The 26,277-nt window shown below is 41.5% G+C and carries 25 protein-coding genes; 18 read left to right on the top strand and 7 right to left on the bottom strand.

The features are described from left to right. Complete coding sequence (locus HMPREF2607_RS07160) at positions 1 to 369, top strand: S1 RNA-binding domain-containing protein (protein WP_002886108.1); 369 nt, start codon at positions 1 to 3, stop codon at positions 367 to 369. Between the two features lie 96 nt (positions 370 to 465). On the opposite strand, the gene HMPREF2607_RS07155 is transcribed toward HMPREF2607_RS07160, so the two are convergent. Next, on the bottom strand, positions 466 to 1,548 hold the full coding sequence (locus HMPREF2607_RS07155; RefSeq protein WP_014634135.1) for a M24 family metallopeptidase: 1,083 nt from the start codon (positions 1,546 to 1,548) through the stop codon (positions 466 to 468). Positions 1,549 to 1,860: 312 nt separating this feature from the next. Here HMPREF2607_RS07155 and ccpA point away from each other — a divergent pair, with 312 nt between their 5' ends. From ccpA to HMPREF2607_RS07140, 3 genes are read left to right on the top strand one after another with little or no spacing between them, the layout of a single operon-like run. After that, a complete protein-coding gene (gene ccpA / locus HMPREF2607_RS07150; protein ID WP_014634136.1) occupies positions 1,861 to 2,862 on the top strand; it encodes a catabolite control protein A in 1,002 nt (333 codons plus the stop codon). Between the two features lie 59 nt (positions 2,863 to 2,921). Beyond that, positions 2,922 to 3,989, top strand: a complete 1,068-nt coding sequence (locus HMPREF2607_RS07145; RefSeq protein WP_014634137.1) for an MmcQ/YjbR family DNA-binding protein — start codon at positions 2,922 to 2,924, stop codon at positions 3,987 to 3,989. Between the two features lie 12 nt (positions 3,990 to 4,001). Beyond that, on the top strand, positions 4,002 to 5,117 hold the full coding sequence (locus HMPREF2607_RS07140; RefSeq protein WP_070476487.1) for a glycerate kinase: 1,116 nt from the start codon (positions 4,002 to 4,004) through the stop codon (positions 5,115 to 5,117). 30 nt (positions 5,118 to 5,147) lie between these two features. Here HMPREF2607_RS07140 and HMPREF2607_RS07135 read toward each other — a convergent pair whose 3' ends face one another. Next, entirely contained in the window at positions 5,148 to 5,603 is a 456-nt protein-coding gene (locus HMPREF2607_RS07135; protein WP_021144479.1) for a YueI family protein, read from the bottom strand. 205 nt (positions 5,604 to 5,808) lie between these two features. On the opposite strand from HMPREF2607_RS07135, the gene eno reads away from it, so the two are divergent. Continuing rightward, positions 5,809 to 7,113, top strand: a complete 1,305-nt coding sequence (eno, locus tag HMPREF2607_RS07130) for a surface-displayed alpha-enolase (protein ID WP_002886048.1) — start codon at positions 5,809 to 5,811, stop codon at positions 7,111 to 7,113. 149 nt (positions 7,114 to 7,262) lie between these two features. Here eno and HMPREF2607_RS07125 read toward each other — a convergent pair whose 3' ends face one another. Both HMPREF2607_RS07125 and HMPREF2607_RS07120 read right to left on the bottom strand, forming a co-directional pair. Next, positions 7,263 to 7,448, bottom strand: a complete 186-nt coding sequence (locus HMPREF2607_RS07125) for a hypothetical protein (RefSeq protein WP_002890454.1) — start codon at positions 7,446 to 7,448, stop codon at positions 7,263 to 7,265. Positions 7,449 to 7,618: 170 nt separating this feature from the next. Next, positions 7,619 to 9,799, bottom strand: a complete 2,181-nt coding sequence (locus HMPREF2607_RS07120; protein WP_070476485.1) for an LTA synthase family protein — start codon at positions 9,797 to 9,799, stop codon at positions 7,619 to 7,621. Positions 9,800 to 9,960: 161 nt separating this feature from the next. On the opposite strand from HMPREF2607_RS07120, the gene HMPREF2607_RS07115 reads away from it, so the two are divergent. From HMPREF2607_RS07115 to HMPREF2607_RS07060, 12 genes are all read left to right on the top strand, one after another. Beyond that, positions 9,961 to 11,124: a class I SAM-dependent rRNA methyltransferase gene (locus tag HMPREF2607_RS07115; protein WP_070476484.1), complete on the top strand. Its 1,164-nt coding sequence runs from the start codon at positions 9,961 to 9,963 to the stop codon at positions 11,122 to 11,124. Next, complete coding sequence (gene aroD, locus HMPREF2607_RS07110; protein ID WP_049528987.1) at positions 11,121 to 11,798, top strand: type I 3-dehydroquinate dehydratase; 678 nt, start codon at positions 11,121 to 11,123, stop codon at positions 11,796 to 11,798. The genes HMPREF2607_RS07115 and aroD overlap by 4 nt, the downstream gene beginning before the upstream one ends. Beyond that, positions 11,788 to 12,645 (top strand): shikimate dehydrogenase, encoded by an 858-nt coding sequence (locus HMPREF2607_RS07105; protein WP_070476482.1) that lies wholly within the window; start codon positions 11,788 to 11,790, stop codon positions 12,643 to 12,645. The genes aroD and HMPREF2607_RS07105 overlap by 11 nt, the downstream gene beginning before the upstream one ends. A 12-nt stretch (positions 12,646 to 12,657) precedes the next feature. Then, positions 12,658 to 13,725: a 3-dehydroquinate synthase gene (gene aroB, locus HMPREF2607_RS07100; protein WP_003094132.1), complete on the top strand. Its 1,068-nt coding sequence runs from the start codon at positions 12,658 to 12,660 to the stop codon at positions 13,723 to 13,725. Next, on the top strand, positions 13,726 to 14,892 hold the full coding sequence (gene aroC, locus HMPREF2607_RS07095; RefSeq protein WP_014634145.1) for a chorismate synthase: 1,167 nt from the start codon (positions 13,726 to 13,728) through the stop codon (positions 14,890 to 14,892). Positions 14,893 to 14,921: 29 nt separating this feature from the next. Then, positions 14,922 to 16,028, top strand: a complete 1,107-nt coding sequence (locus tag HMPREF2607_RS07090; RefSeq protein WP_070476480.1) for a prephenate dehydrogenase — start codon at positions 14,922 to 14,924, stop codon at positions 16,026 to 16,028. Between the two features lie 9 nt (positions 16,029 to 16,037). After that, on the top strand, positions 16,038 to 16,376 hold the full coding sequence (locus HMPREF2607_RS07085) for a YlbF/YmcA family competence regulator (RefSeq protein ID WP_002890462.1): 339 nt from the start codon (positions 16,038 to 16,040) through the stop codon (positions 16,374 to 16,376). Between the two features lie 89 nt (positions 16,377 to 16,465). Further along, a complete protein-coding gene (locus HMPREF2607_RS07080; protein WP_070476478.1) occupies positions 16,466 to 17,416 on the top strand; it encodes an L-lactate dehydrogenase in 951 nt (316 codons plus the stop codon). Between the two features lie 80 nt (positions 17,417 to 17,496). Beyond that, positions 17,497 to 18,780 (top strand): 3-phosphoshikimate 1-carboxyvinyltransferase, encoded by a 1,284-nt coding sequence (gene aroA, locus HMPREF2607_RS07075; RefSeq protein WP_070476476.1) that lies wholly within the window; start codon positions 17,497 to 17,499, stop codon positions 18,778 to 18,780. Beyond that, complete coding sequence (locus HMPREF2607_RS07070; protein WP_021152123.1) at positions 18,773 to 19,264, top strand: shikimate kinase; 492 nt, start codon at positions 18,773 to 18,775, stop codon at positions 19,262 to 19,264. The genes aroA and HMPREF2607_RS07070 overlap by 8 nt, the downstream gene beginning before the upstream one ends. After that, positions 19,255 to 20,079 carry a prephenate dehydratase gene (gene pheA / locus HMPREF2607_RS07065; protein WP_021152122.1) on the top strand — a complete coding sequence of 275 codons (825 nt, stop codon included), beginning with the start codon at positions 19,255 to 19,257 and terminating at the stop codon, positions 20,077 to 20,079. The genes HMPREF2607_RS07070 and pheA overlap by 10 nt, the downstream gene beginning before the upstream one ends. A gap of 11 nt (positions 20,080 to 20,090) precedes the next feature. Continuing rightward, positions 20,091 to 21,512, top strand: coding sequence for an LCP family protein (locus HMPREF2607_RS07060; RefSeq protein WP_070476474.1), 1,422 nt, complete (start codon positions 20,091 to 20,093; stop codon positions 21,510 to 21,512). A 14-nt stretch (positions 21,513 to 21,526) separates the two neighbouring features. Here HMPREF2607_RS07060 and HMPREF2607_RS07055 read toward each other — a convergent pair whose 3' ends face one another. Genes HMPREF2607_RS07055 through HMPREF2607_RS07045 form a run of 3 tightly spaced genes read right to left on the bottom strand, consistent with a single transcriptional unit; the run spans position 21,527 to position 24,134 of the window. Beyond that, positions 21,527 to 22,465 carry an SLAC1 family transporter gene (locus tag HMPREF2607_RS07055; RefSeq protein ID WP_070476471.1) on the bottom strand — a complete coding sequence of 313 codons (939 nt, stop codon included), beginning with the start codon at positions 22,463 to 22,465 and terminating at the stop codon, positions 21,527 to 21,529. A 16-nt stretch (positions 22,466 to 22,481) separates the two neighbouring features. Beyond that, the gene (locus HMPREF2607_RS07050; protein ID WP_021144467.1) at positions 22,482 to 23,546 is read right to left on the bottom strand and encodes an acyl-CoA dehydrogenase family protein; all 1,065 of its coding nucleotides are present in this window, start codon (positions 23,544 to 23,546) and stop codon (positions 22,482 to 22,484) included. Between the two features lie 39 nt (positions 23,547 to 23,585). Further along, on the bottom strand, positions 23,586 to 24,134 hold the full coding sequence (locus tag HMPREF2607_RS07045; protein ID WP_002888987.1) for a carboxymuconolactone decarboxylase family protein: 549 nt from the start codon (positions 24,132 to 24,134) through the stop codon (positions 23,586 to 23,588). A gap of 214 nt (positions 24,135 to 24,348) precedes the next feature. Between HMPREF2607_RS07045 and rlmD the strand changes: the two genes are divergently transcribed. Then, positions 24,349 to 25,704: a 23S rRNA (uracil(1939)-C(5))-methyltransferase RlmD gene (gene rlmD, locus HMPREF2607_RS07040; protein WP_021144466.1), complete on the top strand. Its 1,356-nt coding sequence runs from the start codon at positions 24,349 to 24,351 to the stop codon at positions 25,702 to 25,704. Positions 25,705 to 26,277 lie beyond the last annotated feature (573 nt).

Genomic DNA, 26,277 nt, shown 5'->3' with positions numbered 1-26,277 from the left:
ATGAAAATTGGAGACAAGCTTAGGGGTGTTATCACAGGCATCAAGCCTTACGGTGCCTTTGTTTCATTGGAAAATGGTACCACAGGCTTGATTCACATCTCGGAGATTAAGACAGGTTATATCGACAACATCTACAATACCCTCAAGGTAGACCAGGAGGTCTTGGTTCAAGTTGTTGATTTTGATGAATTTACACAAAAGGCTAGTCTTTCTTTGAGAACCCTTGAGGAAGAAAAAAATAAAATCCCTCATCGTCATCGTTTCTCTGATAGTCGTTTGAACTATGGCTTTAAACCCTTGGCAGAAGCAATGCCAGGATGGATTGAAGAAGGACTTGACTATCTTAGACAAGAGCATGAGGAAAAATAGTAAAAGCTGACTCTCGATGAGTCAGCTTTTTTGGTGTTTTCGATTTGGCTACAAACAAAAAGATCTTCAATTTAATTGAAGACCCATGTTTATTAATTAGACATCAAAATAGAGCAATTCTTTTGGTGTGTGTGTGAAGACTTCAAAGCCATCTTTTGTCACATAACCACAGTCCTCGATACGAACACCAACTTTTTCAGGAATGTAAATACCTGGTTCAACAGAGAAGCACATTCCTTCTTCGATTACCAAGTCATTTCCTTCCATGATTGAAGGGAATTCATGCACATCCATTCCGATACCGTGTCCGAGGCGGTGGTTGAAGTATTCACCATAACCAGCTTTTTCAATAACATTACGTGCTGCAGCATCGACTTCGCTGGCAGTTACACCTGGTTTAATCATATCTAGGGCAGCCTGTTGAGCTTCTAAAGTCAAGTGGTAGATTTCTTTTTTGAAATCATCGGGTTTTCCAACAGCGACTGTTCGCGTCATATCTGAAGCATAGCCATTCACCATACAGCCCAAGTCGAAGAGAAGAAGAGCATCTTTTTCAATTTTGTTGCTTCCAGGAATGCCGTGTGGGTTGGCTGCATTGTTACCAGTCAAGACCATAGTTTCAAAGCTCATTTCATAGCCCAAGCGTTTGATGCCAAATTCGATTTGAGCAATGATGTCTGTTTCAGTAACGTCAAGAGAGATATTGTCGAAACCGATATTAACAGCTTTATCAGCATAATCACCGGCAACAATCATTTTTTGAATTTCATCAGCTGACTTGATAACGCGCATTTTTTGAATGAATGGTGTCAAGTTTTCAAAGCGACCTTCAAAGACTGTTTGCAATCCTTGGAACTTAGTCACATTGAGATTGTCAAACTCTGCATAAATAATAGAGCTGTCTGTACTTGCTAGACCAGCTTTGATTTTTTGCCATGGATTTTCAGAATCCACATAACCAAAGACTGGGAAGTCGAGTACAGCAGAGGCACGTGCAACCTCAAGAGCAGGAACAAAGAGGGCAGGTTCACGATTTTCGTAGACGAAGAGGAACATTTGGCGTTCATGTGGGTCACAATCAAAACCAGTAAGATAATTGACAGTTACAGGATCTGAAACAATAGCTAGCCCTGCTTTATTTTCATTCAAAAAATGACGAATGCGATCAAGTTTAGACATAGAAAAAACTCCTTTGTATTTCTTACACTCATTCTGTCACTTTTATAGGGAAAATGCAAGTTGTTTTTTGGCTTTTCATTAAATCATTTACTTTCATTGAGACTTTTTTAGGCTAGTTTTGTAAGCGATGGATAGTCTTGGAAACACGAAATGAGAGGCCTTTTTCTGAAATGGCTTTCTTCCTCGTAACCATAAAGAAGGAATCCCTTTCATTTTTTTGTAAAAAATCAGTCAAAATAATTGAAAGTGTTTTCAGAATCTGATACAATTAGCATGAATAAGTGAGCGTAAAATGAGAAAGGAAGTGTTTTTATGAATACTGATGAAACAATTACTATATACGACGTTGCGCGTGAAGCAGGTGTTTCGATGGCGACTGTGTCTCGTGTGGTAAATGGAAATAAAAATGTAAAAGAAAACACCCGAAAAAAAGTGCTTGAGGTCATTGATCGTTTGGATTACCGTCCAAATGCGGTTGCGCGTGGCTTGGCGAGTAAGAAAACCACTACTGTAGGAGTTGTTATTCCAAATATTGCTAATAGTTATTTTGCTACTTTAGCAAGGGGGATTGATGATATTGCTACGATGTACAAGTACAATATTGTTCTTGCATCTAGTGATGAAAATGACGATCATGAAGTTACCGTGATTAACTCTCTATTTGCCAAACAAGTAGACGGTATCATCTTCATGGGTTACCACTTGACGGAAAAAATTCGTGCAGAATTTTCTCGTACCCGTACGCCGATTGTTCTAGCAGGAACAGTAGACCTCGAACACCAATTACCGAGTGTTAACATCGACTATAAAGCTGCCGTTGAGGATTCTGTAACGCAGCTTGCCAAGAATAATGAAAAGGTTGCCTTTGTATCAGGACCACTAATTGATGATATTAATGGCAAGCTCCGTCTAGCTGGTTATAAGGCTGGACTTGAAAAGAATAATTTGCGCTACAATGAAGGACTTGTCTTTGAAGCTAAATATAGCTATAAAGACGGCTTTGATTTAGCACAACGTGTCTTGAACTCTGGTGCCACTGCTGCCTATGTTGGGGAAGATGAATTGGCTGCGGGTCTCTTGAATGGCCTCTTTGCTGCAGGTAAATCAGTTCCAGAAGACTTCGAAATCATCACAAGCAATGACTCACCAATTACAAGCTACACACGTCCAAACCTTTCTAGTATTAATCATCCTCTCTATGATTTAGGGGCAGTTAGCATGCGTATGTTGACTAAAATCATGAATAAGGAAGAGCTTGAAGAAAAAGATGTTATTCTTAATCACGGTATTACCTTACGTCAGTCAACAAAATAAAAAAGGAGTTGGGACATAAGTTTGTCTCAACTTCTCTTTTTTAGAAAAAGGGAGAACCAATGACTTTTGAGGATGCTTATTTTAAAAAGAAAGTCCTAAAACCTGATAGCCTAGAGCCTTTTGGTTTTACAGCTACCGAGCAAGGCTATGAGTTCAGAAAAACACTGATAGCTGAAGAACTTGAAGCTCGATTGTTTATTGATTTAGAAGGTAAGCTGACGGGACAGGTTGTCGATAGTGATTTTGATGAGCCTTATGATATCTTCAGGAGTCCTCAGGCTACTGGAACTTACGTTGGTCAAGTCAGAGAAGCTTATGGAGAACTTCTGTCACAGGTAGCTGATTCTTGTTATGAAGATCAATTATTCTCATTTCCACAAGCTAATCGCCTGGCTAAATTTTTAGCTCAAGAATTTTCAGACCAAGCAGACCAACCTTTCGAGAAGGAACCAAGCTATCTATCTTTTAGAGTTGATGGTAAATGGTATGCCTTGTTTTTTCCTCTTAAGGGAGAAAAACTAGGGCTTGATGGAGAAAAGGCAGAATTAACATATGATGTGGTTAACCTCAAGGTTAATCCGACGCAAATGGATAAGCTCTTGAAAATGGATGGGGTTTTTCCTAGCTACCATATGTCCAAGAAGACCTGGGTTAGTCTTGTTTTAGATGAGACCTTGCCGGACCAGACCATTTTTGAGCTTCTTAGTGAAAGTCGCTCCCTAGTGGCCCCAAAACATCTTAGAAAGGCTTCGGAGCCTCATTATTGGATTATCCCAGTAAATTTGAAATACTACGATATTGGGGAGGAGTTTTCCGCAAATGAGGAGATTCTTTGGACACAGAAAGCTAGTATGCAAAAGGGAGATTTTGTGGCTATCTATATTACGGCACCTACCAAGGCCATCCGTTACCTCTGTCAAGTTTTAGAGGCAAATATCCCTAATCAAGGTTATCGTGAAGAGGAGAGTATTAAGGAGTTGATGCGGATTAAACCCTTATACACTTTTAATGATACTGACTTTGATAGTGATAGACTAAAGAGTTTAGGTATTAAAACTGTTCGAGGTCCCCGACATATGACAGAAGAGTTAGTTCAGGCCTTATCCCCTTACCTAAAAGAAAAATAGAAGGAGGACATCATGCGAATTTTGATTGCACCTGATTCATTTAAGGAAAGTTTATCTGCAAAAGAGGTCGCCTTAGCTCTTAAATCAGGTTTTGAAAATGCCTTATCCGACGCTGATTTTGACCTCATGCCAATAGGTGATGGTGGCGAGGGCACCTTAGATGCTCTTGCTGAAAATCTAAATCTTGAGAAGAAAAGTATCAAGATTCCTCATGCCTATACAAGTGACGGAAGTGTTTCTTTTGCCAGCAATGGCCAGACTGCCATTTTTGAAATGGCTGCGATTTGTGGCTTGGAGCATATTCCTAAGGAGAAACGAAATCCTCTAGCTCTAACGACACAAGGCGTAGGTGAACTAATTGTTCATTTGGTTCAGTCTGGCATCCGAGAGTTTATTATAGGCGTAGGTGGATCTGCTACCAATGATGGTGGTATTGGTATGGCATATGGATTGGGGTATCGTTTTTATGATTCTGAGGGACAGGAGCTTGAGCCAATAGGTGCTAATCTTGGTCTCATTAAGAAGGTATCCTCTAAAAATAAGGTTGATTTGTCTAGTGTCACCATTCGTCTGATTACTGACGTAGATAACCCCTTGTGTGGCCAAGATGGAGCGACCTATATTTTTGGTGGACAAAAAGGCTTGTCTCCTTCACAATTTAAAAAAGTTGATCAAGATATGTCACAATTCTACACTGACTTTGCTCCAGAAGTTTTAAAATTGGCTGGTTCAGGGGCGGGAGGAGGCATGGCTGCAGGCCTGGTGGCCTTTGCAGGTGCAGAAATTAAATCAGGGATTGACTTTGTACTTGATTGTGTTGATTTTGACCAACGTGTGAAGTCTGCTGATTTGGTTATAGTAGGAGAAGGACGTATGGATAGCCAGTCCTTATCTGGTAAGGCACCGGTCGGAGTGGCTAGGCGGACACCATCAGCTATTCCCGTCATTGCTATCTGTGGTAGTTTGAAGGATGACTTGCCTGATTTTCCAGTAGCAGGTATCTCAGCTGCTTTCCCTATCATTGGACAAGTATTAGAGTTAGACCAAGTTTTAGCTACCGCTAAGGAGAATCTCTATCGCACAGGACTCAATATTGGGAATCTCATCAAGCTCAGTAAAACATTGTGATATAAGAAAAAGCTGACTTTGCATCAGCTTTTATTTTCCGAATAGTTTAGCAAAAAATCCCTTTTTTTCAAGGATAGGTTCAGTTTCACTAGGAGCAAGGATATCAGGATAGAGTTCTGAAAATAATACTTTATCAAGATTCTCTGCTTGATTACTATGTACGATAAGACCGTATGGTGAATGGGCCTTGGCCTCGTCAACAATAGTTGCAGAAATATTTAGTGCTTGAGCGGTCTTGATATAGGTAAATTGTGTCTGGTCGGCTAATTTTGGCGAAAGTTTGAGACTAAGATTAGGGTAAACGGCTAATAAGTCTTTTAATATTTGCGGAAAATTGTCAATTACAGTTTTCTTTTCGGTGTTTTCCAATAGAACAGCTAGGACTACACGTTCCGCATAGGTTCCAAAATACTGACGAAGTTCATCGGGATTTAGGCGTTTTTCGCCACTAGCGCATTGGAGCACTTTGTTTTCAAGTGAAGTCATAGGAATCTCCTCTTAGTTTTCTACTTGTATTATACAATATTTTGAATTCCTTTTCATTTGAGTTGCTTTCTGAGATTTTCAAAAACAATTGAAAATATTAAAAAATAGAAAATCGCTAGAAAATTCTGGTTTTAATTTGCTTAAGCCTTGATATTATGGTAATATATAGGTGTAAAAAATTTTAACTCATAAGGAGAGTATTGTAATGTCAATTATTACTGATGTTTACGCACGCGAAGTCCTTGACTCACGCGGTAACCCAACACTTGAAGTAGAAGTTTACACTGAATCTGGTGCATTCGGTCGCGGTATGGTTCCTTCAGGAGCTTCAACTGGTGAACACGAAGCAGTAGAACTTCGTGATGGTGACAAAGCTCGTTACGGTGGTCTTGGTACTCAAAAAGCAGTTGATAATGTAAACAACGTTATTGCTGAACACATCATCGGATTCGACGTACGTGATCAACAAGGTATTGACCGCGCAATGATCGCTCTTGACGGTACTCCAAACAAAGGTAAACTTGGTGCCAACGCTATTCTTGGTGTGTCTATCGCTGTAGCACGCGCAGCTGCTGACTACCTTGAAGTTCCACTTTACAGCTACCTTGGCGGATTCAACACTAAAGTTCTTCCAACTCCAATGATGAACATCATCAACGGTGGTTCTCACTCAGACGCTCCAATCGCTTTCCAAGAATTCATGATTGTACCTGCTGGTGCACCAACATTCAAAGAAGCTCTTCGTTGGGGTGCTGAAATCTTCCACGCACTTAAGAAAATCCTTAAAGAACGTGGACTTGAAACAGCCGTAGGTGACGAAGGTGGTTTCGCACCTCGTTTCGACGGAACTGAAGATGGTGTTGAAACTATCATCAAAGCTATCGAAGCTGCTGGATATGTACCAGGTAAAGACGTATTTATCGGATTTGACTGTGCATCATCTGAATTCTACGATGCAGAACGTAAAGTTTACGACTACACTAAATTTGAAGGTGAAGGCGCTGCTGTTCGTACTGCTGCAGAACAAATCGACTACCTTGAAGAATTGGTTAACAAATACCCAATCATCACTATCGAAGATGGTATGGACGAAAACGACTGGGACGGTTGGAAAGCTCTTACTGAACGTCTTGGTGGTAAAGTTCAATTGGTTGGTGACGACTTCTTCGTAACTAACACAGCTTACCTTGAAAAAGGTATTGCAGAACACGCTGCTAACTCAATCCTTATCAAAGTTAACCAAATCGGTACTTTGACTGAAACTTTCGACGCTATCGAAATGGCGAAAGAAGCTGGATACACAGCAGTAGTATCACACCGTTCAGGTGAAACTGAAGATTCAACAATCGCTGATATCGCAGTTGCAACTAACGCTGGTCAAATCAAGACAGGTTCATTGTCACGTACTGACCGTATCGCTAAATACAACCAATTGCTTCGTATCGAAGACCAACTTGGTGAAGTTGCAGAATACCGTGGTTTGAAATCATTCTACAACTTGAAAAAATAATTCTATAGTCATATAGAATAAAAAGAGGTTCCTTAGGAATCTCTTTTTTGTGTTTCTAAAGAATCTTAGATTGTGTTATGCATTGTCTCTAAATAGAAACTCTAAACAAAAAAAGTCCCCTCAATCCTATTGATTGAGAGGACTTCGTCTTAGAATAGACCTTTAATCTTGTCTAAAGCTCCACTAACCATTTCGTTACCTGAAACAAGTGACTTAGCTTGGTCAAAGTATTCGCCCAAATCATCTTTATTGTCATCGACAAACTTTTTAGCAGCTTCGAAATCTTTCTTTTCAATCATTTCTTTTACTTGGTTAAATAGGTCCATTGGATTCATATCTGTTCTCCTTTATAAGTTTTCTTACAAACTCTATTTAATCACGCTTATAGTAAACTAGCAAGAAATATGTTTGAGGCGAGTGCTATGAGGATTATGATTTTCCAGTTAAGTACGATTGATAATTGTTTAATCTAAAAAGGCAGTCCAAACAGGACTGCTTTTAAGGTTTATTGCTGTTCCGTTGAAGAGCTACTTGGCTCTGATTCACTTGAACTTGAGCTTGATTCAGATTCTGCAGGATGTAGTTCCTTGTAAGATGGGGTCTTGAATAGATTAGCTGTTGATTTATTGCCTTTTTGTTTGTAGAGGCTGGTTGATTTATCTTTCAGCTTTTTATTGATTTCTTTTAGTTGATCCATCTGTTTAGTGTAGGAAATCTTGCTAGAATCAACATGCTTCAAACCGTTTGGCGTATAGAAACGAAGAAGGTCACCTGTTTGAACAGCGTCACTCATCGAAAGCTGAGTTGCTACTGCCTTACGAATAGCTTCGTTATCTTTTTTAGTTGTCTCATCAGGGTTGGTAATTTCTTCCCCTGTTTGAGTGTTATAAAGTCGACCAGAGTAGCTGGTGTATTGAGGAGTAACATATTGACCTGAGGTTCTAAATGCGACGGTTTGCTTATTATCAGGAGATAGGAGGTCTTGTCCCATCTGGATATAAGAGCTAGTATCAACGCCAAGAACGTGAAGGAGTGTTGGAAGGGCATCAACCTCACCACCAAAGGTGTTAGAGATACCACCACCAGTATAGCCTGGAATATGAATCATGTAAGGAACACGTTGAAGCATGGCTTTATCATAGTTTGACCAAGTTTCAGGGTTCTTACCGAGAAGTTCAGCAAGATTGCTGCTTCGTGTATCAGAGATACCATAGTGGTCACCGTACATGACAATAATCGAGTTATCGTAAAGACCGGTTTCCTTGAGGTAATCAAAGAAGTCTTTGATTGCTGAGTCAAGATAGTTAGCTGTTGCAAAATATCCGTTGACTGTTTCGTCTTTTGTTTCGGCAAGTGGGAAACCTTGTTCCTTTTCATCGCCTGAGAGTGAAGTGTATGGGTAGTGGTTAGATACTGTAAGGTATTTAACGTAGAAAGGTTGTTGCATTTGTTCCAGATATTTGATGGAATCTGGGAACATGTACTTGTCATTTAGACCATACTGGAAGGAGTTTTCATCAGTTTTTTCAGTGAAGGCTGATGAGTCAAAGAAGTAATTATAACCCCATTGTTTATAGGTATTATTACGATTCCAGAAGGATCCAGTGTTTCCGTGGAAAACAGCTGACGTATAGTCGCCTGTTTGAGCTAGGATAGATGGCGCCGCATAGGCTGTATTGGTACCCCCATAGTTTACCATGTATGACCCTGTACTTAGTCCAAAGAGAGATGTTTCCATCAAGGTTTCAGCATCAGAAGTTTTCCCTGATTTAACTTGGTGGAAGAAGTTTGAAAAGGCTAGAGTTTCATTTGAGTGATAAATGGAATTGATGAATGGTGTAACCTCATAGTCTTGACCGTCTACTTTGAGCTTGTAATCAATGAGGAACTGTTGGAAGCTTTCCAGGTGAATAACGATGACGTTTCTTCCTTTAGCAATTCCGTAGTACTTAGGATCAGGTGCCGCATAGTGCTCTTTAACGTAAGCCTCAACCTTTTTCATATCCTCAGCTGTTGCAGATGACCGAGCCTGTGAAGCTTGATAAGTTAAGTTACCAGAATAGGCTGTGAAGAAGGGAAGCCCCATAGCACGAACAATATAGTTATTTGAGAAACCACGTGTCAACAACTCGCCACGGTTAACTTCTGCTAAGAAGAGGTTAACTGAGAGAAGGAGTGTCGACAGTGCAGTGACGGCAAAACTAGCTCGTTTGTTAAATGGCTTGCTGTCCATTTTAAGCTTTTTCCTGAAACCAGCATAGATGAAGAAAGGTACATCAATCAGGTAGAAGAGATAGCTTGGCTCAAGAAGGTTCTTGGCGGAGTCTCCTAGTCCTGCTGCCGAACTAGAACTTGCTAGGATGGTATTTACAGTGATGAAGTCTGTAAACTCCCCAAAGTAAATCACATTAGCGATAAGTAAGAGGTTAAGGATGACATAGATAGCAATGGTAATGCTATAAAAGAAACGTCGTTTCTTGAAGTATAGTCCTAAACCTAGAAGCATTAATCCTAGTGGAATAGGGTTAATCAGCGAAAGCATAACCTGATATCTGCTTTCCAACTCAAGATTAATGTTGACGTAATAAGCGAATATGGTTTTTAGCCAGTAAAAGAAGAGTAACAAGAGGATAAATCCAAGTCTTGATGAAACTCCTTTCCAAAAGGCTTCAGTAATTTTTTTCAAAGTAATACTTCCTTTGATTCTATATTATCTTAATCATTATACCAAATAAGATAATGACTCTCAAAAATTTACTGCCATTGAGTGTGATATTCCTTGACATATAATTGATAAAATCTAGTTACGAAACAGAAATAATAGCATTTTTTTGGTATAATAGTAACATGAGTATATTGACGGTAAGTCCCTTTGCGGAGAAAAAAATCAAACAAGGAAAACAGCTTCTTTTAGCCGAAGATTTTCCAAATATAACTGAAAATAATCAGTTGGTTTACCTTTATAGCCAGTCCAAAGATTTTTTAGGAACGGGCTATTTGTCAAGTCAAAATAAGGGGATAGGATGGTTTCTGTCCCCTAAAAAACAACAATTGACAGTGACTTATTTTCAAGGACTTTTTGAAAGGGCTAAGGCCAAACGTCAATCCTATTATGATAATGAATTGACGACAGCTTTTCGTCTTTTCAACCAAGATGGTGACGATTTTGGTGGTCTCACAATTGATTTATATGGGGATTATGCCCTCTTTTCATGGTACAATGCCTTTGTTTATTCCTTGAAAAATGATATTGTAGAGGCTTTCCAAATGGTCTTTCCTGAGGTCTTGGGAGGCTATGAGAAAATCCGCTTCAAGGGTCTTGATTTCGAATCAGACCATCTTTTTGGGCAAGAGGCGGCTGATACCTTCACCATTTTAGAAAATGGGGTAACTTATGAAGTTTTCCTCAATGATGGGCTAATGACGGGGATTTTCCTTGATCAGCATGAAGTGCGTGATGGTTTAGTTAATGGCCTAGCTTTGGGTAAATCAGTTTTGAATATGTTCTCCTATACGGCAGCTTTTTCAGTTGCTGCGGCTATGGGTGGAGCGATTGAAACGACATCAGTTGATTTGGCTAAGCGTTCACGTGAATTATCGACGGCTCATTTTGAAGCTAATGGTTTCAGTATGGACAATCATCGCTTGGTCGTGATGGATGTCTTTGATTATTTCAAATATGCAAAGAAAAAAGGCTTATCTTATGACCTTATCGTCATCGATCCGCCAAGCTTTGCCAGAAATAAGAAACGCACTTTCTCAGCAAATAAGGATTACCACAAGTTAATTGCACAGAGTCTTGATATTTTATCAGAGCATGGGACAATCATTGCAAGTACCAATGCTGCTAATATGACCGTGCAACAGTTTAAAAAACAACTGCGTAAGGGTTTGGGAGATGTTACAGCGGACTTCGTTAACCTGCAACAATTACCAGCGGATTTTACCGTCAATCCTAATGATCCAACATCAAATTATTTGAAAGTATACACAATAAGGGTAAATAAATGAAAATTGTAGTTCCGATTATGCCAACTAGTTTAGAGGAGGCACAAGAGCTTGAACTGTCTCGTTTTGAGGGGGCAGACATTATAGAATGGCGTGCAGATTTTTTAGATAAGGATAGTATCTTAACGGTTGCTCCAGCTATTTTCGAGAAATTCGCAGGCTTTGAGATTGTCTTTACCATCCGTACGACGCGTGAGGGTGGCAAGCTTGAGTTAACGGATGCGGAATACATCGCACTAATTAAGGATGTAGCTGCTATCTATTCGCCAGATTATATTGATTTTGAGTATTTCACACGTAAGGCTGTCTTTGACCAAATGCTCGAATTTTCAAACTTGGTTTTGTCCTATCATAACTTTGAGGAGACCCCTGAAAACCTTATGGAGCTTTTGTCTGAGATGACAAACTTAACGCCGAGAGTGGTTAAGGTGGCGGTTATGCCTAAGCATGAGCAGGATGTTCTTGACCTTATGAACTTCACACGTGGTTTCAAGGCCTATAATCCTGAACAAGAGTTTGTAACTATGTCAATGGGTAAACTAGGTCGTTTGTCACGTTTTGCGGGAGATTTGGTGGGGTCATCATGGACCTTTGCTAGTCTTGATAATGCTAGTGCTCCGGGACAAGTTGGTCTTGCAGATATGCGTAGAATCAGGGAGGTTTTGGATGCAGATTGATGGACACACACGCCTAGCGGCTGTTGTTGCCAATCCTATCAAGCATTCTATTTCACCATTCATTCATAATTCGGCCTTCGAAAAGACACAAGTTAATGGTGTTTATGTGGCCTGGGAGATTCCAGAGTCAGACCTAGCCGAGACAGTTGAAAATATTAGACGTTACAACATGTTCGGTATCAACTTGTCGATGCCATATAAGGAAGCAGTCATTCCTTTTTTGGATGAGATTAGTCCTGCAGCTCAACTGATTGGTGCCGTCAATACAGTTGTTAATCGTGATGGTCATTTGATTGGTCATAATACGGACGGTTTTGGCTTCTTTGCTAGTCTAAAGGACTTTAGCCCTAGAGACGCTCATCTGATGATTTTGGGTGCTGGTGGTGCTGCTAAAGCTATTGTGACGCAGGCAGTTCTTGATGGTGTAAAAAAAGTCAGTGTCTATGTTCGCCCTCAGTCATTAGATAAGGCAAAAGAGAGCTTTAAGTCCTTACTTGAACAGGCAACTTGCCACTTGGAGTTTCATGCTTTAAATGATCTTGAGTATTTTCAAGAGGAACTAGGCCAGGCTGATTTATTGGTGAATGCGACGAGTGTTGGGATGGATGGCGAATCCTTGCCTATTCCCACAGATACAAAATTTCCTGAGGGACTCTTGGTTGCTGATATCATTTATCAGCCTTTTGAAACACCTTTCTTGGCCTTGGCTAGGAAACAGGGAATAGAGGCTGTGAACGGCCTTGGCATGTTGCTTCATCAAGCAGCAGGTGCCTTTAAATTGTGGACAGGCAAGGACATGCCAACAGACGCCATCTGGCAGGAATTAGAAAATATTTACAATAGCTAGGAGGGGACGACTATGAAACTAGAGGTAAATTTAACACATAACCCTTATGACATTATTATTGAAAAAGGAGCCCTTAAGACTGTCGGTCAATGGGTGAAGTCACTTTGGGAACCACAAAAGATTGCCCTTATTACAGACAACCATGTGGGTGGCTTATACGCTGAAAGAGTTAAGCTTAGCTTGGAGCACGAAGGTTTTGAGGTTGTCGTTTTTGATTTTCTAGAAGGTGAAGCGAGTAAAAATCTAAAAACTGTTAACAAGGCTTATGAGTTTTTGATTAAGAATGGCATGACTCGTAGTGATGGTATTCTTGCTCTTGGTGGCGGTGTTGTTGGTGACTTGGCAGGCTTTGTTGCTTCAACTTATATGCGTGGCATTCACTTCGTTCAGGTTCCAACTAGTCTCACTGCCCAAGTGGATTCATCTATTGGTGGTAAGACGGGTGTGAACACACCATTTGCTAAAAATATCGTGGGAACTTTTGCTCAGCCTGATGGGGTTTTGATTGACCCTAATGTCCTTGAGTCACTTGGTAAACGTGAATTGATCGAAGGTATGGGTGAGGTTGTCAAATACGGTTTGATTGACGATCCTGAACTTTGGCACCTCCTTGAAAGCATTGATGGTTCGGTTCACAGTATCCTAGAAAACTCAGAAACCATTATTTACCGTTCATGTAATGTGAAGCGTAAAATTGTGGTTGAAGATGAGTTTGAAGGTGGTGTCCGTATGTACCTAAACTTTGGTCATACGATTGGGCATGCCGTTGAACAAACAGCTGGTTACGGTAAAGTCATGCACGGTGAAGCGGTGGCTATCGGAATGGTTCAGATTTCACGTGTTGCTGAGGAAAAAGGTCTGATGCCTAAGGGAATCACACGTCAAATTGCTGAGATGTGTGTTAAGTTTGGCTTGCCAGTAGACTATGAGCCATGGCGTGTTGAGGAGCTTTATACAGCTCTCACACATGACAAAAAAGCCCGTGGTAATAGCATTAAGACAGTTATCGTTCCAGAGATTGGTAAGGCAGCTATCAATCAAATTCCTTTAGTTGAAATGAAAGAGTACTTGGAGAAATAAATGAGATATTTAACAGCAGGTGAGTCTCACGGCCCACGTTTAACAGCAATTATCGAAGGTGTTCCAGCAGGTCTTCCCTTGACGGCTGAAGATATCAATGGCGATTTGAAACGTCGTCAAGGTGGCTATGGTCGTGGTGGCCGTATGAAAATTGAGTCTGATAAGGTTGAAATCACTTCTGGTGTTCGTCATGGGAAAACAACAGGAGCTCCAATCACCCTTCATGTTATCAATAAGGACCATCAAAAATGGTTGGACATCATGGCTGTGGAAGATATTGAGGACCGTTTGAAAACCAAACGTAAAATCACTCACCCACGTCCAGGCCATGCTGACTTAGTTGGTGGAATGAAATACCGTTTCGATGATTTGCGTAACTCTTTGGAACGTTCTAGTGCGCGTGAGACAACTATGCGTGTGGCAGTAGGTGCTGTCGCTAAACGTATCTTGGCTGAGCTTGATATTGAAATTGCTAACCATGTTGTTGTCTTTGGTGGTAAGGAAATTGATGTGCCTGAGAATTTGACAGTAGCTCAAATCAAGGAATTGGCTCAACAATCAGAGATTTCAGTTGTTAACCAAGAACGTGAACAAGAAATTAAAGATTACATTGACCAAATTAAAAAAGAGGGAGACACAATCGGTGGTGTCGTTGAAACTGTTGTTGGCGGCGTCCCTGTTGGCCTTGGTTCTTATGTCCAATGGGATACCAAACTTGATGCTAAAATTGCTCAAGCAGTTGTATCCATCAATGCCTTCAAGGGTGTAGAATTTGGACTTGGTTTCAAGGATGGCTACCTCAAGGGCTCTCAAGTAATGGACGAGATTCTCTGGAATGAAGAGGATGGCTATACGCGTCGCACTAACAACCTTGGTGGTTTTGAAGGTGGTATGACCAACGGGCAACCGATTGTGGTCCGTGGGGTTATGAAACCTATTCCAACCCTATACAAGCCATTGATGTCAGTAGATATCGAAACACATGAACCATACAAGGCGACAGTCGAGCGTTCAGATCCAACGGCCTTGCCTGCAGCGGGTGTCGTTATGGAATCCGTAGTCGCTACAGTCGTAGCCAATGAAATCTTGGACAAATTCTCTTCTGACAACATGGAAGAATTGAAAGAAGCGGTAGCACGTCACCGTGCCTATGTGAAAAACTTTTAAGCAGCATCAGACAATAGATGGGAGTAGTAATGAGTAAGAAAACTATTTATATCGCAGGATTGGGCTTGATTGGTGGCTCCTTGGCCTTAGGGATTAAAAGGGACCACCCTGATTATGAGATTCTTGGATATAATCGCTCTGACTATTCTCGAAATATTGCACTTGAGCGTGGCATCGTTGACCGTGCAACAAGTGATTTCAAAGAATTTGCTCCCCTCGCGGATGTTATTATCCTTGCAGTGCCGATTAAGCAAACTGTGGCCTACTTGAAGGAGTTGGCTGACTTGGAGCTCAAAGATAATGTCATCATCACAGACGCAGGGTCTACTAAGTTGGATATCGTTGAGGCAGCTGAACGTTACCTAACAGGTAAAAATGTTCAGTTTGTAGGTTCTCACCCTATGGCTGGTTCCCATAAATCAGGGGCTATTGCGGCTGACGTGACACTTTTTGAAAATGCCTATTATATTTTCACACCGACGAGTCTAACAAGAGAGACAACTATCCCTGAACTTAAGGACATCTTGTCAGGGCTTAAGTCACGATTTGTGGAGATTGATGCGGCTGAACATGACCGTGTAACCAGTCAAATCAGTCATTTTCCACATCTTTTGGCTTCTGGTCTTATGGAGCAGGCTGCTGATTATGCTCAGACTCACGAGATGACTAATCACTTTGCGGCTGGGGGCTTCCGAGATATGACCCGTATTGCAGAAAGTGAACCTGGCATGTGGGCCTCCATTCTCATGACCAATGGGCCAGCTGTTTTGGATCGTATTGAAGATTTCAAAAAACGTTTAGACCATGTGGCCGATTTGATTAAGGCTGAAGATGAGAATGCCATTTGGGAGTTCTTTGACAACGGTCGTAAGAAACGTAAAGAGATGGAAATTCACAAAAAGGGTGGCGTGGAAAGTGCCTTCGATATTTTCGTGGATGTGCCTGACCGAGAAGACGTTATCCTTAGCATTATGGAATTGCTGCGAGGAACGTCTTTGGTTAACCTTCGTATTAATGAGGAAAATCGTGAGGATATTCACGGTATCCTCCAAATTACTTTTAAAAATGAAAAAGATCGCACACATGCTAAGACTGTTATTGAAGCCAATACGGATTATCATGTGGTGATCGCCTAGGAGAATAAAATGACAAATATTTATGATTTAGCAAATGAGTTGGAACGTGGTATCCGTGCCCTTCCTGAGTACAAAACTTTGGTAGAGAAAAAAGAAGCGATTGCAGCTGATGCTGAGGCTAGCGCTCTTTTCAAAGAGTTTACTGATTTCCAAGAGGATTTCTATGCTAAAATGCAAGCTGGTACAATGCCAACTGCAGAAGAACAAGCAGCTGTTCAAGAATTGGGTCAAAAGGTAGAAGCTAATGCCCTTTTGAAAGAATACTTGGCTGCACAACAAGGTTTGTCTGTTTATTTGAACGATATTGAACGTATCATCTTCAAACCTTTGCAAGAATTGAATAGTTAATCAAAGAGGGTGTGTCAATTGACAGGCCCTTTTCTGCATTCAAAAGAGATTGTCTAAGGAAGAAGCTAGAAATATTAAGGAGGAAAACGATGAGTCGTAAGATTGGAATTATTGGTATGGGAAATGTTGGAGCTGCGGTTGCTCATGGAGCAATTGCCCAAGGCTTGGCCGATAGCTATGTCTTTATAGATATCAATGAGAAGAAGGCCGAGGCAGATGCCCAGGATTTTAAGGATGCTATGGCAAATCTACCTAGCTATGCAAACATTGTTGCCAATGATTATGCAGCACTTGAAGATGCTGATGTGATTATTTCATCTCTTGGCAATATTCAGTTACAGCACAATGCTGGTGAGGACCGCTTTGCTGAATTTCCATTTACTCGAGAAGCTGTTTATCAGGTTTCTCAGGAACTTAAAAAGTTGAATTTTAAAGGTATACTCTTGGTTATCTCGAATCCTGTAGATGCCGTATCAGCTCTCTATCAGGAATTCACAGGCTGGCCAAGAGAACGTGTGATTGGGACAGGGACTTTACTCGATACGGCGAGAATGAAGGCAGCGGTAGGAGATGATTTATCAGTCAATCCCAAATCAGTATCTGGCTACAATCTTGGCGAACATGGGAATTCCCAATTTACAGCCTGGAGTCAAGTCAAGGTTAAAGGGCAAGACATTACAGAATTGACAAGCGAAGAAGAGCGACAAAATTTGTTCATGGCATCCATGAAGGGTGGCCACAAAGTCTTTTATGGTAAGGGGTATACGTCTTACGGCATTGCCAGTGCGGCTCTTCGTTTGGTGTCTATTATCCTTTCGGATGCTCAAGAAGAAGTGGCAGTATCAAGCTATCAAGAAGCATATCAAACCTATCTTGGCTATCCAGTCATCCTAGGGCGTCATGGGGTGGCTGCTCCAGTTCGCTTGTCTTTGTCGGCTGAGGAAAAAAATCTTTTGCAGGAGTCTGCTAACTTGATTCGGAACCGTGTTCAAGAGGCGGTTGCCTTCTTGAAAGAAAAGTATGGCAATACAAACGAGTGAATATTTTGACAATTCAGTCTATGGTTGGGCTTTCGATTATGGTATAATGAGAGTAACTATAAAATTTTCAGGAGTAACCTATGAAACTAGAAACCAAGGCCCAAGGTCTTCATGGCAGCTTGCGTATCCCTGGTGACAAGTCAATCAGTCACCGTTCGATTATGTTCGGAAGTCTTGCCAAAGGTGTGACAACTGTTCGTGATATTTTACGAGGTGAGGATGTCCTCTCAACTATGCAGGTCTTCCGTGATTTGGGTGTGACTATCGAGGATGATGGTGATGTGGTACGCATTCACGGTGTTGGTTTTGATGGTCTCAAGGCTCCTCAAAACAAGTTGGATATGGGTAACTCTGGGACATCTATTCGCTTGATTTCAGGTGTGCTTGCAGGTCAAGATTTCGATGTAGAGATGTTTGGAGATGATTCCCTTTCAAAACGTCCGATGGACCGTGTGACCATTCCATTGCGTCAGATGGGTGTAGAGGTTTCTGGTCAAACAGACCGTGATTTGCCACCATTGAAAATGCACGGTAGCAAGTCCCTTAAACCTATTCATTACCAATTGCCTGTGGCCTCTGCTCAGGTAAAATCTGCTCTTATTTTTGCAGCGCTTCAAGCTGATGGCGAATCTGTCATCCTTGAAAAGGAAAAAACACGTAATCATACGGAAGATATGATTCAGCAGTTTGGCGGTCAGCTTCAAGTAGATGGTAAGGAAATTCGTATTTCTGGTGGCCAAAGCTTTACTGCTCAAGAAGTCGTGGTTCCAGGTGACATTTCTTCAGCTGCCTTTTGGTTGGTAGCGGGACTCGTGGTGCCTAACTCTAAGATTGTCTTGGAAAATGTCGGCATCAACGAGACGCGTACGGGTATCATTAATGTGATCAAAGATATGGGTGGTAAGATTACCCTTTCAGATATTGACCAGGTTGCCAAATCTGCGACTATTACGGTTGAAACTTCAGAACTTAAAGGAACTGAAATTGGTGGAGATATCATTCCACGTTTGATTGATGAACTTCCGATTATTACACTCTTGGCGACACAAGCCCAAGGTAAGACAGTGATTCGTGATGCTGAAGAACTCAAGGTCAAAGAGACCGACCGTATTCAGGTGGTGGCAGATGCCTTGAATGCTATGGGGGCTGATATTGTACCAACTGAGGATGGTATGATTATCACTGGTAAGACGGCTCTTCATGGGGCAGAGGTCAATACCTTTGGAGACCACCGTATTGGTATGATGACAGCTATTGCTGCCCTCATGGTTCAAGACGGTGAGGTTGACTTGCAACGTGCGGAAGCTATCAATACAAGTTACCCAAGCTTCTTTAGTGACTTGGAAGGATTGCTCAATGGCTAAAGTTTTATTGGGCTTTATGGGAGTTGGTAAGAGTTCCGTCGCTCCATACCTGGATGGTCGTTTCGTGGATATGGATCAGGTCATCGAGGAGAAAATCGGCATGTCCATTGCTGATTTTTTTGCAAAAGAAGGTGAGGCAGCCTTTCGTCAGATTGAGTCTGAGACTTTGGAAGAACTTCTCCAAGAGGGAGATGATGTCATCATCTCTACTGGAGGTGGTGTCGTTGTAACGGAGCATAATCGTCAGCTCTTGGCCAAAAATCGTAAGCATAATGTTTGGCTCCACGCTTCTTTTGATGTGGTCTATGATCGCATTCAAAAGGATACCAAAAATCAACGCCCCCTCTTTCTCAATCATTCAAAAGAGGATTTTAAGGCTATTTACGACGGTCGAATGGCACTCTATCAAGATTTAGCAGATTTGGTTGTCACAGTTGATAACCGAACGCCAGAAGAAGTAGCAAGGTTTATCAAATGTATGTAGGTTATTTGGGCCCAAGTGGGTCGTTTACACATAATGCAGCCTTAAAGGCTTTTCCTGAAGCAGAATTGGTTTCATTAGGCACCATTACTGAGGTTATCAAGTCTTATGAAGAGGGACGTGTGGATTATGCGGTCATTCCGGTGGAAAATTCCATTGAGGGCTCTGTTCATGAGAGTTTAGACTATCTCTTCCATCAGGCTGATATTCGTGCTGTGGCAGAGATTGTTCAGCCCATCAAGCAGCAGTTGATGGCGACTAAGCATCATGAGAAAATTCAGAAAATCTTCTCACACCCACAGGCCATTGCTCAAGGGAAAAAGTATATTAAACAGCATTTTCCACATGCCAAGATTGAGACAACAGCAAGTACAGCCTTTGCGGCTCGCTTTGTCGCTGATAATCCAGATCAGCCTTATGCAGCAATCGCTCCGCATGCAGCTGCTAAGGAATACGGTCTTCAAATATTGGCTAAGGATATCCAGGAGATTGAAAAGAATTATACCCGTTTTTGGGTGCTGGGGAACACTGTTCCTGAGATTCCGCTCAATCAGATTGATTGTAAATTAACGCTGGCCTTGACCCTGCCTGACAATATGCCAGGGGCACTTTACAAGGCCCTATCGACCTTTGCCTGGCGAGGCATTGACTTGACCAAGATTGAAAGCCGTCCGTTGAAGACGGTACTTGGCGAGTATTTCTTCATTATTGATTGTGATTATACAAAGGAAAAGTTGGCTCAGTTCGCTCTTGAAGAGCTAACTGCAGTTGGAATTGGATATAAAATCTTGGGTGCTTACCAAGTCTATGAAATTTAAAGGGAAATCTTATGACCAAATCTAACAATGGGCCGTTTACGCATCATGAACGGTTACGTTACAGCTATCTTTTAAAAAATCTTGCTCACCTGAATGGACAGCAGGCTTCAGAATTCAATTATCTACAAGGAAAGTTAGATGCTTATGAAGCTGAGCGGAGGTATCAAGCGCAAAGAGAGGACTATCAAGCAGCATGGCGCCAGCCTTATGACAATCGTTATGACTACTATCAAGAGCGTGATTATGAGGCTGCCAATCAGCTGACAGAGGAAGGGCTTCCCATCTATCGAGAGGAAGTTGCTCAAAGTAAACCTAAACGTAAAAAGGTTCAAAGACAAGCAGCACCTTCATCAACGTCGGCTCCAAAGTCCAAGTCGCAAGTAGCCCAGAAGAAGCGGCCAAAGAAAAAGAGAAGGCTCAAGAAGGTTGTCAAGCTAGTACTTAGTTGCTTGAGTCTAGGAGTTGTGTTCCTGGTGCTAGCCATGGCTTATCAATTTTACAAGGGAACAGACCTTTCTGCTGCGGGTAATAATGGTAAATCCTACCAGCCTGCTATAGTTGAGACCTTTAATGGCAAGGATACTAAGGATGGGGTTAATATCCTTATTCTAGGTTCTGACCAACGCGTTAGCCAAGAATCTACCGATGCCAGAACAGACTCCATTATGGTGGTCAATGTGGGCAATAAAGAAGGTAAGGTTAAGATGGTTAGCTTTATGCGAGACACCTTGGTCAATATCAAGGGGGCTTCAGAAACCGACTATTCTCAGGACTTGAAACTCAATACGGCCTTCAATATTGGTGAGCAAAATAATCATCAAGGGGCAGAGCTCATGCGTGAGACGCTCAAACGAAACTTTGATATTGATATCAAGTACTATGCCATGGTTGACTTTGAAACCTTTGCGACAGGGGTTGATACCCTCTTCCCAAATGGTGTAGAAATCAATGCGAAGTTTGCGACCATCGATGGTAAAAAAGTATCTTCGGTTCAAGTTCCAGATGATTTGAAGATGGACAAGAACGGTCACGTGCCAAATCAAACCATTAAAGTTGGTAAGCAAGATATGGATGGCCGTACCCTTCTGAATTATGCCCGTTTCCGTAAGGATGACGAGGGAGATTATGGCCGTACCAAGCGCCAGCAACAAGTGATGCAGGCTGTCATGAAACAGCTTAAGAATCCACTTAGCCTCTTCAAAGGGCCTGAGGCTTTGGGGAAGGTTTACTCTCTAACCTCAACCAATATGAGTATGACAGACATGTTGGACTTGGGGCTTTCAAATGCTGGTAGTTTCAAAAAAGGTATTAATTCGCAAACCATTCCTTCGGATGGTGATTGGATTGACAGCTATGATTTGTATGGCGGTCAAGGGATTGAAATTGATTTTGACACTTATCAGGCAAAATTAAAAGAACTAGGATTTAGATAAGAAAAGAAGCAGGTTCACACTGAACCTGCTTCTTTTTTGGTATGAAGAGCTTGTATAAGCGCCTTGTATAAGAGTTTTAGAAAATGATAGAGCAAATAGGTCATGATAAGAAGAATAATGACGAACTCTACCTTATAAATCAATTGGGTAGCTGGATTAATTAAACCAAGACTGGTGGTAGCTGCCTTAAAAGCATTGACACTATTGACCAAGGGAAAGCTAAAAGCTGCAAAAAGTGGCATAAAGCCTTTTCTAACTAGCTTTGCGAAGAGACCAAGAGCGTAGAAAAAGAATGCTTGTGAGAATAAAAGTAGGGCAAGTAAAATGATAGTTGCAGGTCTTTGATTACTCTTGATTGAGCTGGTAATGAGAAGGGCCAGAGGTGCTGCTAAAATGGCAAGAATAGGCTGATATAGGTGAGGGATGGCTATCTGTTTCATTCTCCATAAAACAAGTGGAAAGAGGGCTAAAGTCGCAAATCCCGTTACTCCCAGAATAAGTCCCTTGATGCTAGTTGGAAGACTAGCGGGTACTGTCATAAGACTGATAGCTGGGCCAACATAGACCACGAACCAGCTTGGATAAACTTGATTCAAAGAGAGTGGGCGTAAAAAACGCAGACTGAAAAAAATAATATAGGCAATATAAAGTCCAAGGAGTCCAATCCAAGTCACACTTAAGCCTGTCTGAGCTAGTGGGAGGCGGCTGGCAAATAGAAAGGCAGCCATAAAGAAACTAGCAAAGGCTGATGCAACGACTGGGTTTCGCAAATCTTCTCTTATTTGTTCAAATCCAAGAATCAAGCGTCCCAGTATAAGTATAAAACCTATACTGGCTAAACACCAAATACCCTGAGCAATCAGGGTATAGTGGCTTATTTGATTGGATAAACTAAAGAGGGCAAGAACTAGACTAGATAGGGCCAAGGGAATTTTCTTAAAAAATACCTTCATTGGTCCACCGGCCTTTCTAGCTAGCCGCAAGAATGTGACGAAGCTGAACCGCACTCGGAGATACAATTGGAAGGAAGACGCCTTCATTCCAACGACGGATAAAGCTTGACTCTGATTCTTTCAAATAGCCACGACCACCACTAGCTTGAAGTTCGAGGAGCAAGCTGTTGGCTACGACATCGACAATATCGATACGCAATTGGAAAAGTTCACGTGGTTTTTCAATGAAATAATCGGCATCATTAAGCCCTGCAAAGAGTTGCTCTTGGATAGCAAGAAGATTTTCACGTGTAGCTTCAAATTCTTCACGAAGAACGCTACGGTTACTGTTTAGACTAGCTTCAACCTCATCAAGAGAACGTTTAGCCAAACCAAAGGCAAGACCAAATTGGAAACCAAGGAAGTTTGGACGTGTTTTGGCAATATAGTCCGTACCTTCTTTTGAAAGGATCCAATTAGGATCTAACTTAACGTGATCGAAAGTAAGAGAGGCGGTGTTAGCACCCTGAAGGGAAACAAATTCCAAATCTTCAGAACGGCTGAGGCCCTCAGCTTCAGATGGAATAGTGATAATCCAAGGTTGGCTACCGTCTTTAAAGTCAGCAGCAAAAAGAGCAGCGAATTTATCAGAACGTAGGTTAGTTACCCAAGGCAAACGGCCATCGAGATAGTAGTCATCACCTTCTTGACTGATGGTAACATTCAATTCTTCAATATCAGACAAGAATTTGACCGCATTTGACAAGCCAGTTCCACCAGCACGCTCACCGGTATACAATTCTTTCAACCATGTTTCACGAGGGTAAGCATTGTCACTCGCAAGGATATACTCGATGAAAGTACGGTGCCCCCAAGAAATAAAGGAAGCTGTCAAAGAGTGTTGTGCCAATTCATCAAGTACATCAACGACTTGAGTAGGACCACCACCTAGGCCATCAAACTCAGCAGGTACGCCGATTTTAAAGACGTCGTTTTCAGCAATTTTTTCAAGAAGTTGGTCCGCAATGGGTCCAGACTCTTGGTCAATATGGTCAGCGTTGGTGTCCAACCAAGTAAGGAATTCTTTTGAAAAATGTGACATAGGCTTAGGTCCTCCTCTAGTTTATCCTTTGGTTTTGAATTAAGCGAATTCTTGAAGTTCAGGGTTAATCGGTGTTTGTGCGAGATTGTTAGCGTAGTTACACAAGCTAGCAAGGCTGACACCCAAGATAACGTCAAGGGCATTTTGAGCAGTGTAACCAGCTTCCAAGAAGTCATTGTAGGCTTCGTCACCAACAGCACCTTTGGTATTGATCACGGCAATAGTGAATTTAGCAAGGGTATCAAGTTTTGGATCGTCTTCGATTGGTGTACGGTTACGAAGGGCTTCCAAGAGTTGTGGTGTCATTTGGATTTGCTTGATTGAAAAGGCTGTGTGACCTGCCACACAGAAAGCACATCCGTTAGTAACAGCAGCTGTAATTTGAACAACCTCACGTTCAGTTGGTGTCAATGAATTGCGACGGTTGATTTCACCGACAGTACGGTAAGTTTCAAGCGCAGTTGGCGCATTAGCAAGGAGACCAATCAAATTTGGAATGAATCCCCCATTGGCATCTTTGACTGTTTGAAGGACGTCTTTGACTTCTTCTGGTGCAGTTTCGATTGTATGAATGGTAATATCTGGCATGATTATTCTCCTTTAGATAGAAACGACATCTAGCCAAGTTGCTGAGTCGTTTAATTTTTTGTCATGGACCTATGATAGCACTGTATGACTTTTCTGAAAAATCTATATTATTTATGGCCAGCCATAAATTTAATTTATATGTGCTATAATGGAGGGTAGTAAAAGGCTTTAGAAGATATGTTTAAGCCCTATAAAGAGTAAAGAAAGTTGAATTATGTTAAATAAAAACGATATTGTAGAAGTTGAAATTGTCGATTTGACACATGAAGGAGCAGGCGTTGCCAAGGTGGATGGCTTTGTCTTTTTCGTGGATAATGCCCTCCCAGGTGAAGTCATCAAGATGCGCGTGCTTAAGCTCAAGAAAAATATCGGCTTTGGAAAGGTTGAGGAGTATGTGACCCTTTCACCAAACCGCAATCAGGACATTGATGCAACCTATCTCCGTTCAGGGATTGCTGATTTTGGACATATGACCTACGAGGAGCAGCTCAAGTTCAAGCGTAAACAAGTTGTGGACAACCTCTATAAGACAGCAGGCATCTCAGACGTAGAGGTCACTGAAACATTGGGGATGGAGACGCCTTACGCCTACCGTAACAAGGCTCAGGTACCTGTTCGCCGTGTTAAAGGTCAGCTTGAAACAGGTTTCTACCGCAAGAATTCGCACGACTTGATTCCAATTGAAGATTTCCTTATCCAAGACAAGGAAATTGATAAACTCATTGTCTTTGTCCGTGACCTTCTCCGTCGCTATGACCTCAAACCATACGACGAGAAGGAGCAGACAGGTTTGATTCGTCACTTGGTGGTTCGTCGTGGCCATTATTCAGGTCAGTTGATGTTGGTCTTTGTAACGACTAGACCAAAAATTTTCCGTATTGATCAAATCATTGCTAAAATTACAGAAGCCTTCCCAAATGTCGTTTCTATCATCCAAAACATCAACGATAAGAACACTAACGCCATCTTTGGTAAGGAGTTCCGTACCCTTTTTGGTCAAGATACCATTACAGATAGTATGTTGGGCAATGACTATGAGATTTCTGCCCAGTCTTTCTATCAGGTTAACACCGAGATGGCTGAAAAACTCTATCAAACAGCCATTGACTTCTCAGACCTAAACAGCGACAGTATTGTTATTGATGCCTATTCAGGTATCGGGACAATCGGTTTGTCATTCGCCAAACAGGTCAAGGAAGTCTATGGCGTTGAAGTCATTGAAACAGCCGTCGAAGATGCTAAGAAAAATGCAGAACGCAACGGCATTACTAACGCCAACTATGTGGCTGACTCAGCTGAAAATGCCATGGCCAAGTGGAGCAAGGATGGCATCAGACCAGATGTTATCATTGTGGATCCACCACGCAAGGGCTTGACAGAAAGCTTCATCAAAGCCAGTGTTGCCATGCAACCTGAAAAGATTACCTATGTCTCATGTAACCCAGCAACAATGGCGCGTGATATCAAACTCTACCAAGAATTGGGATATGAATTGAAGAAAGTACAACCGGTTGATTTATTTCCGCAAACGCACCACGTGGAGTGTGTAGCTTTGCTCGTAAAAGCCTAGAACCTTTGAACGAAAGGGATAATGAAAAGCCTTGATTGCAAGGCTTTTTGCTTTATGGTGGGGAAGTATTAGAGTAAGTAATTTTTGGAGTGAGTGGAAGTGATAGTTAGGAATTCTCAAATTCTATTTCCATTTACACTGTGGGTACGTTTTTATTTCCATTGACAAGGAGTTTGAGGGAATAGAAACGTACCCACCTATATGAAAAAATCACGAAAGGTTTGATCTATGGAAATCAGTAGAAATTAGGTGATACAATAACACGTTATAAAAACCTTGAAATCAGTATGTTTCAAGGTTTTAAGTACTCTTACGGATAGCATTGGGAACATCTAACTTTCTTGAGGAGTAAAGTTTGTTTCTCAATATAGTAATCGTTAAATTGTGTCGAAGCGTTATATGATATGATAATTCCAAATAGTCCTTTGGGCTTTTTATGGCATTGTGATATTCTCTAAGAACACGAGATTGCTTCAATAATTTACAAAGTTATGGGGATTTCTCATAGCTTTTTTACTTTCTTCCTTGACAATTGAGCGAGTGTTCAACTATAATGATAATAGTTGAGTGGTT

The organism is Streptococcus sp. HMSC078H03, assembly GCF_001808655.1.
In the GTDB taxonomy this organism is placed as follows: Bacteria; Bacillota; Bacilli; order Lactobacillales; family Streptococcaceae; genus Streptococcus; species Streptococcus salivarius_G.
Note: the sequence above shows the minus strand (reverse complement) of the source record. Positions and strands in the feature narration are given on the sequence as shown.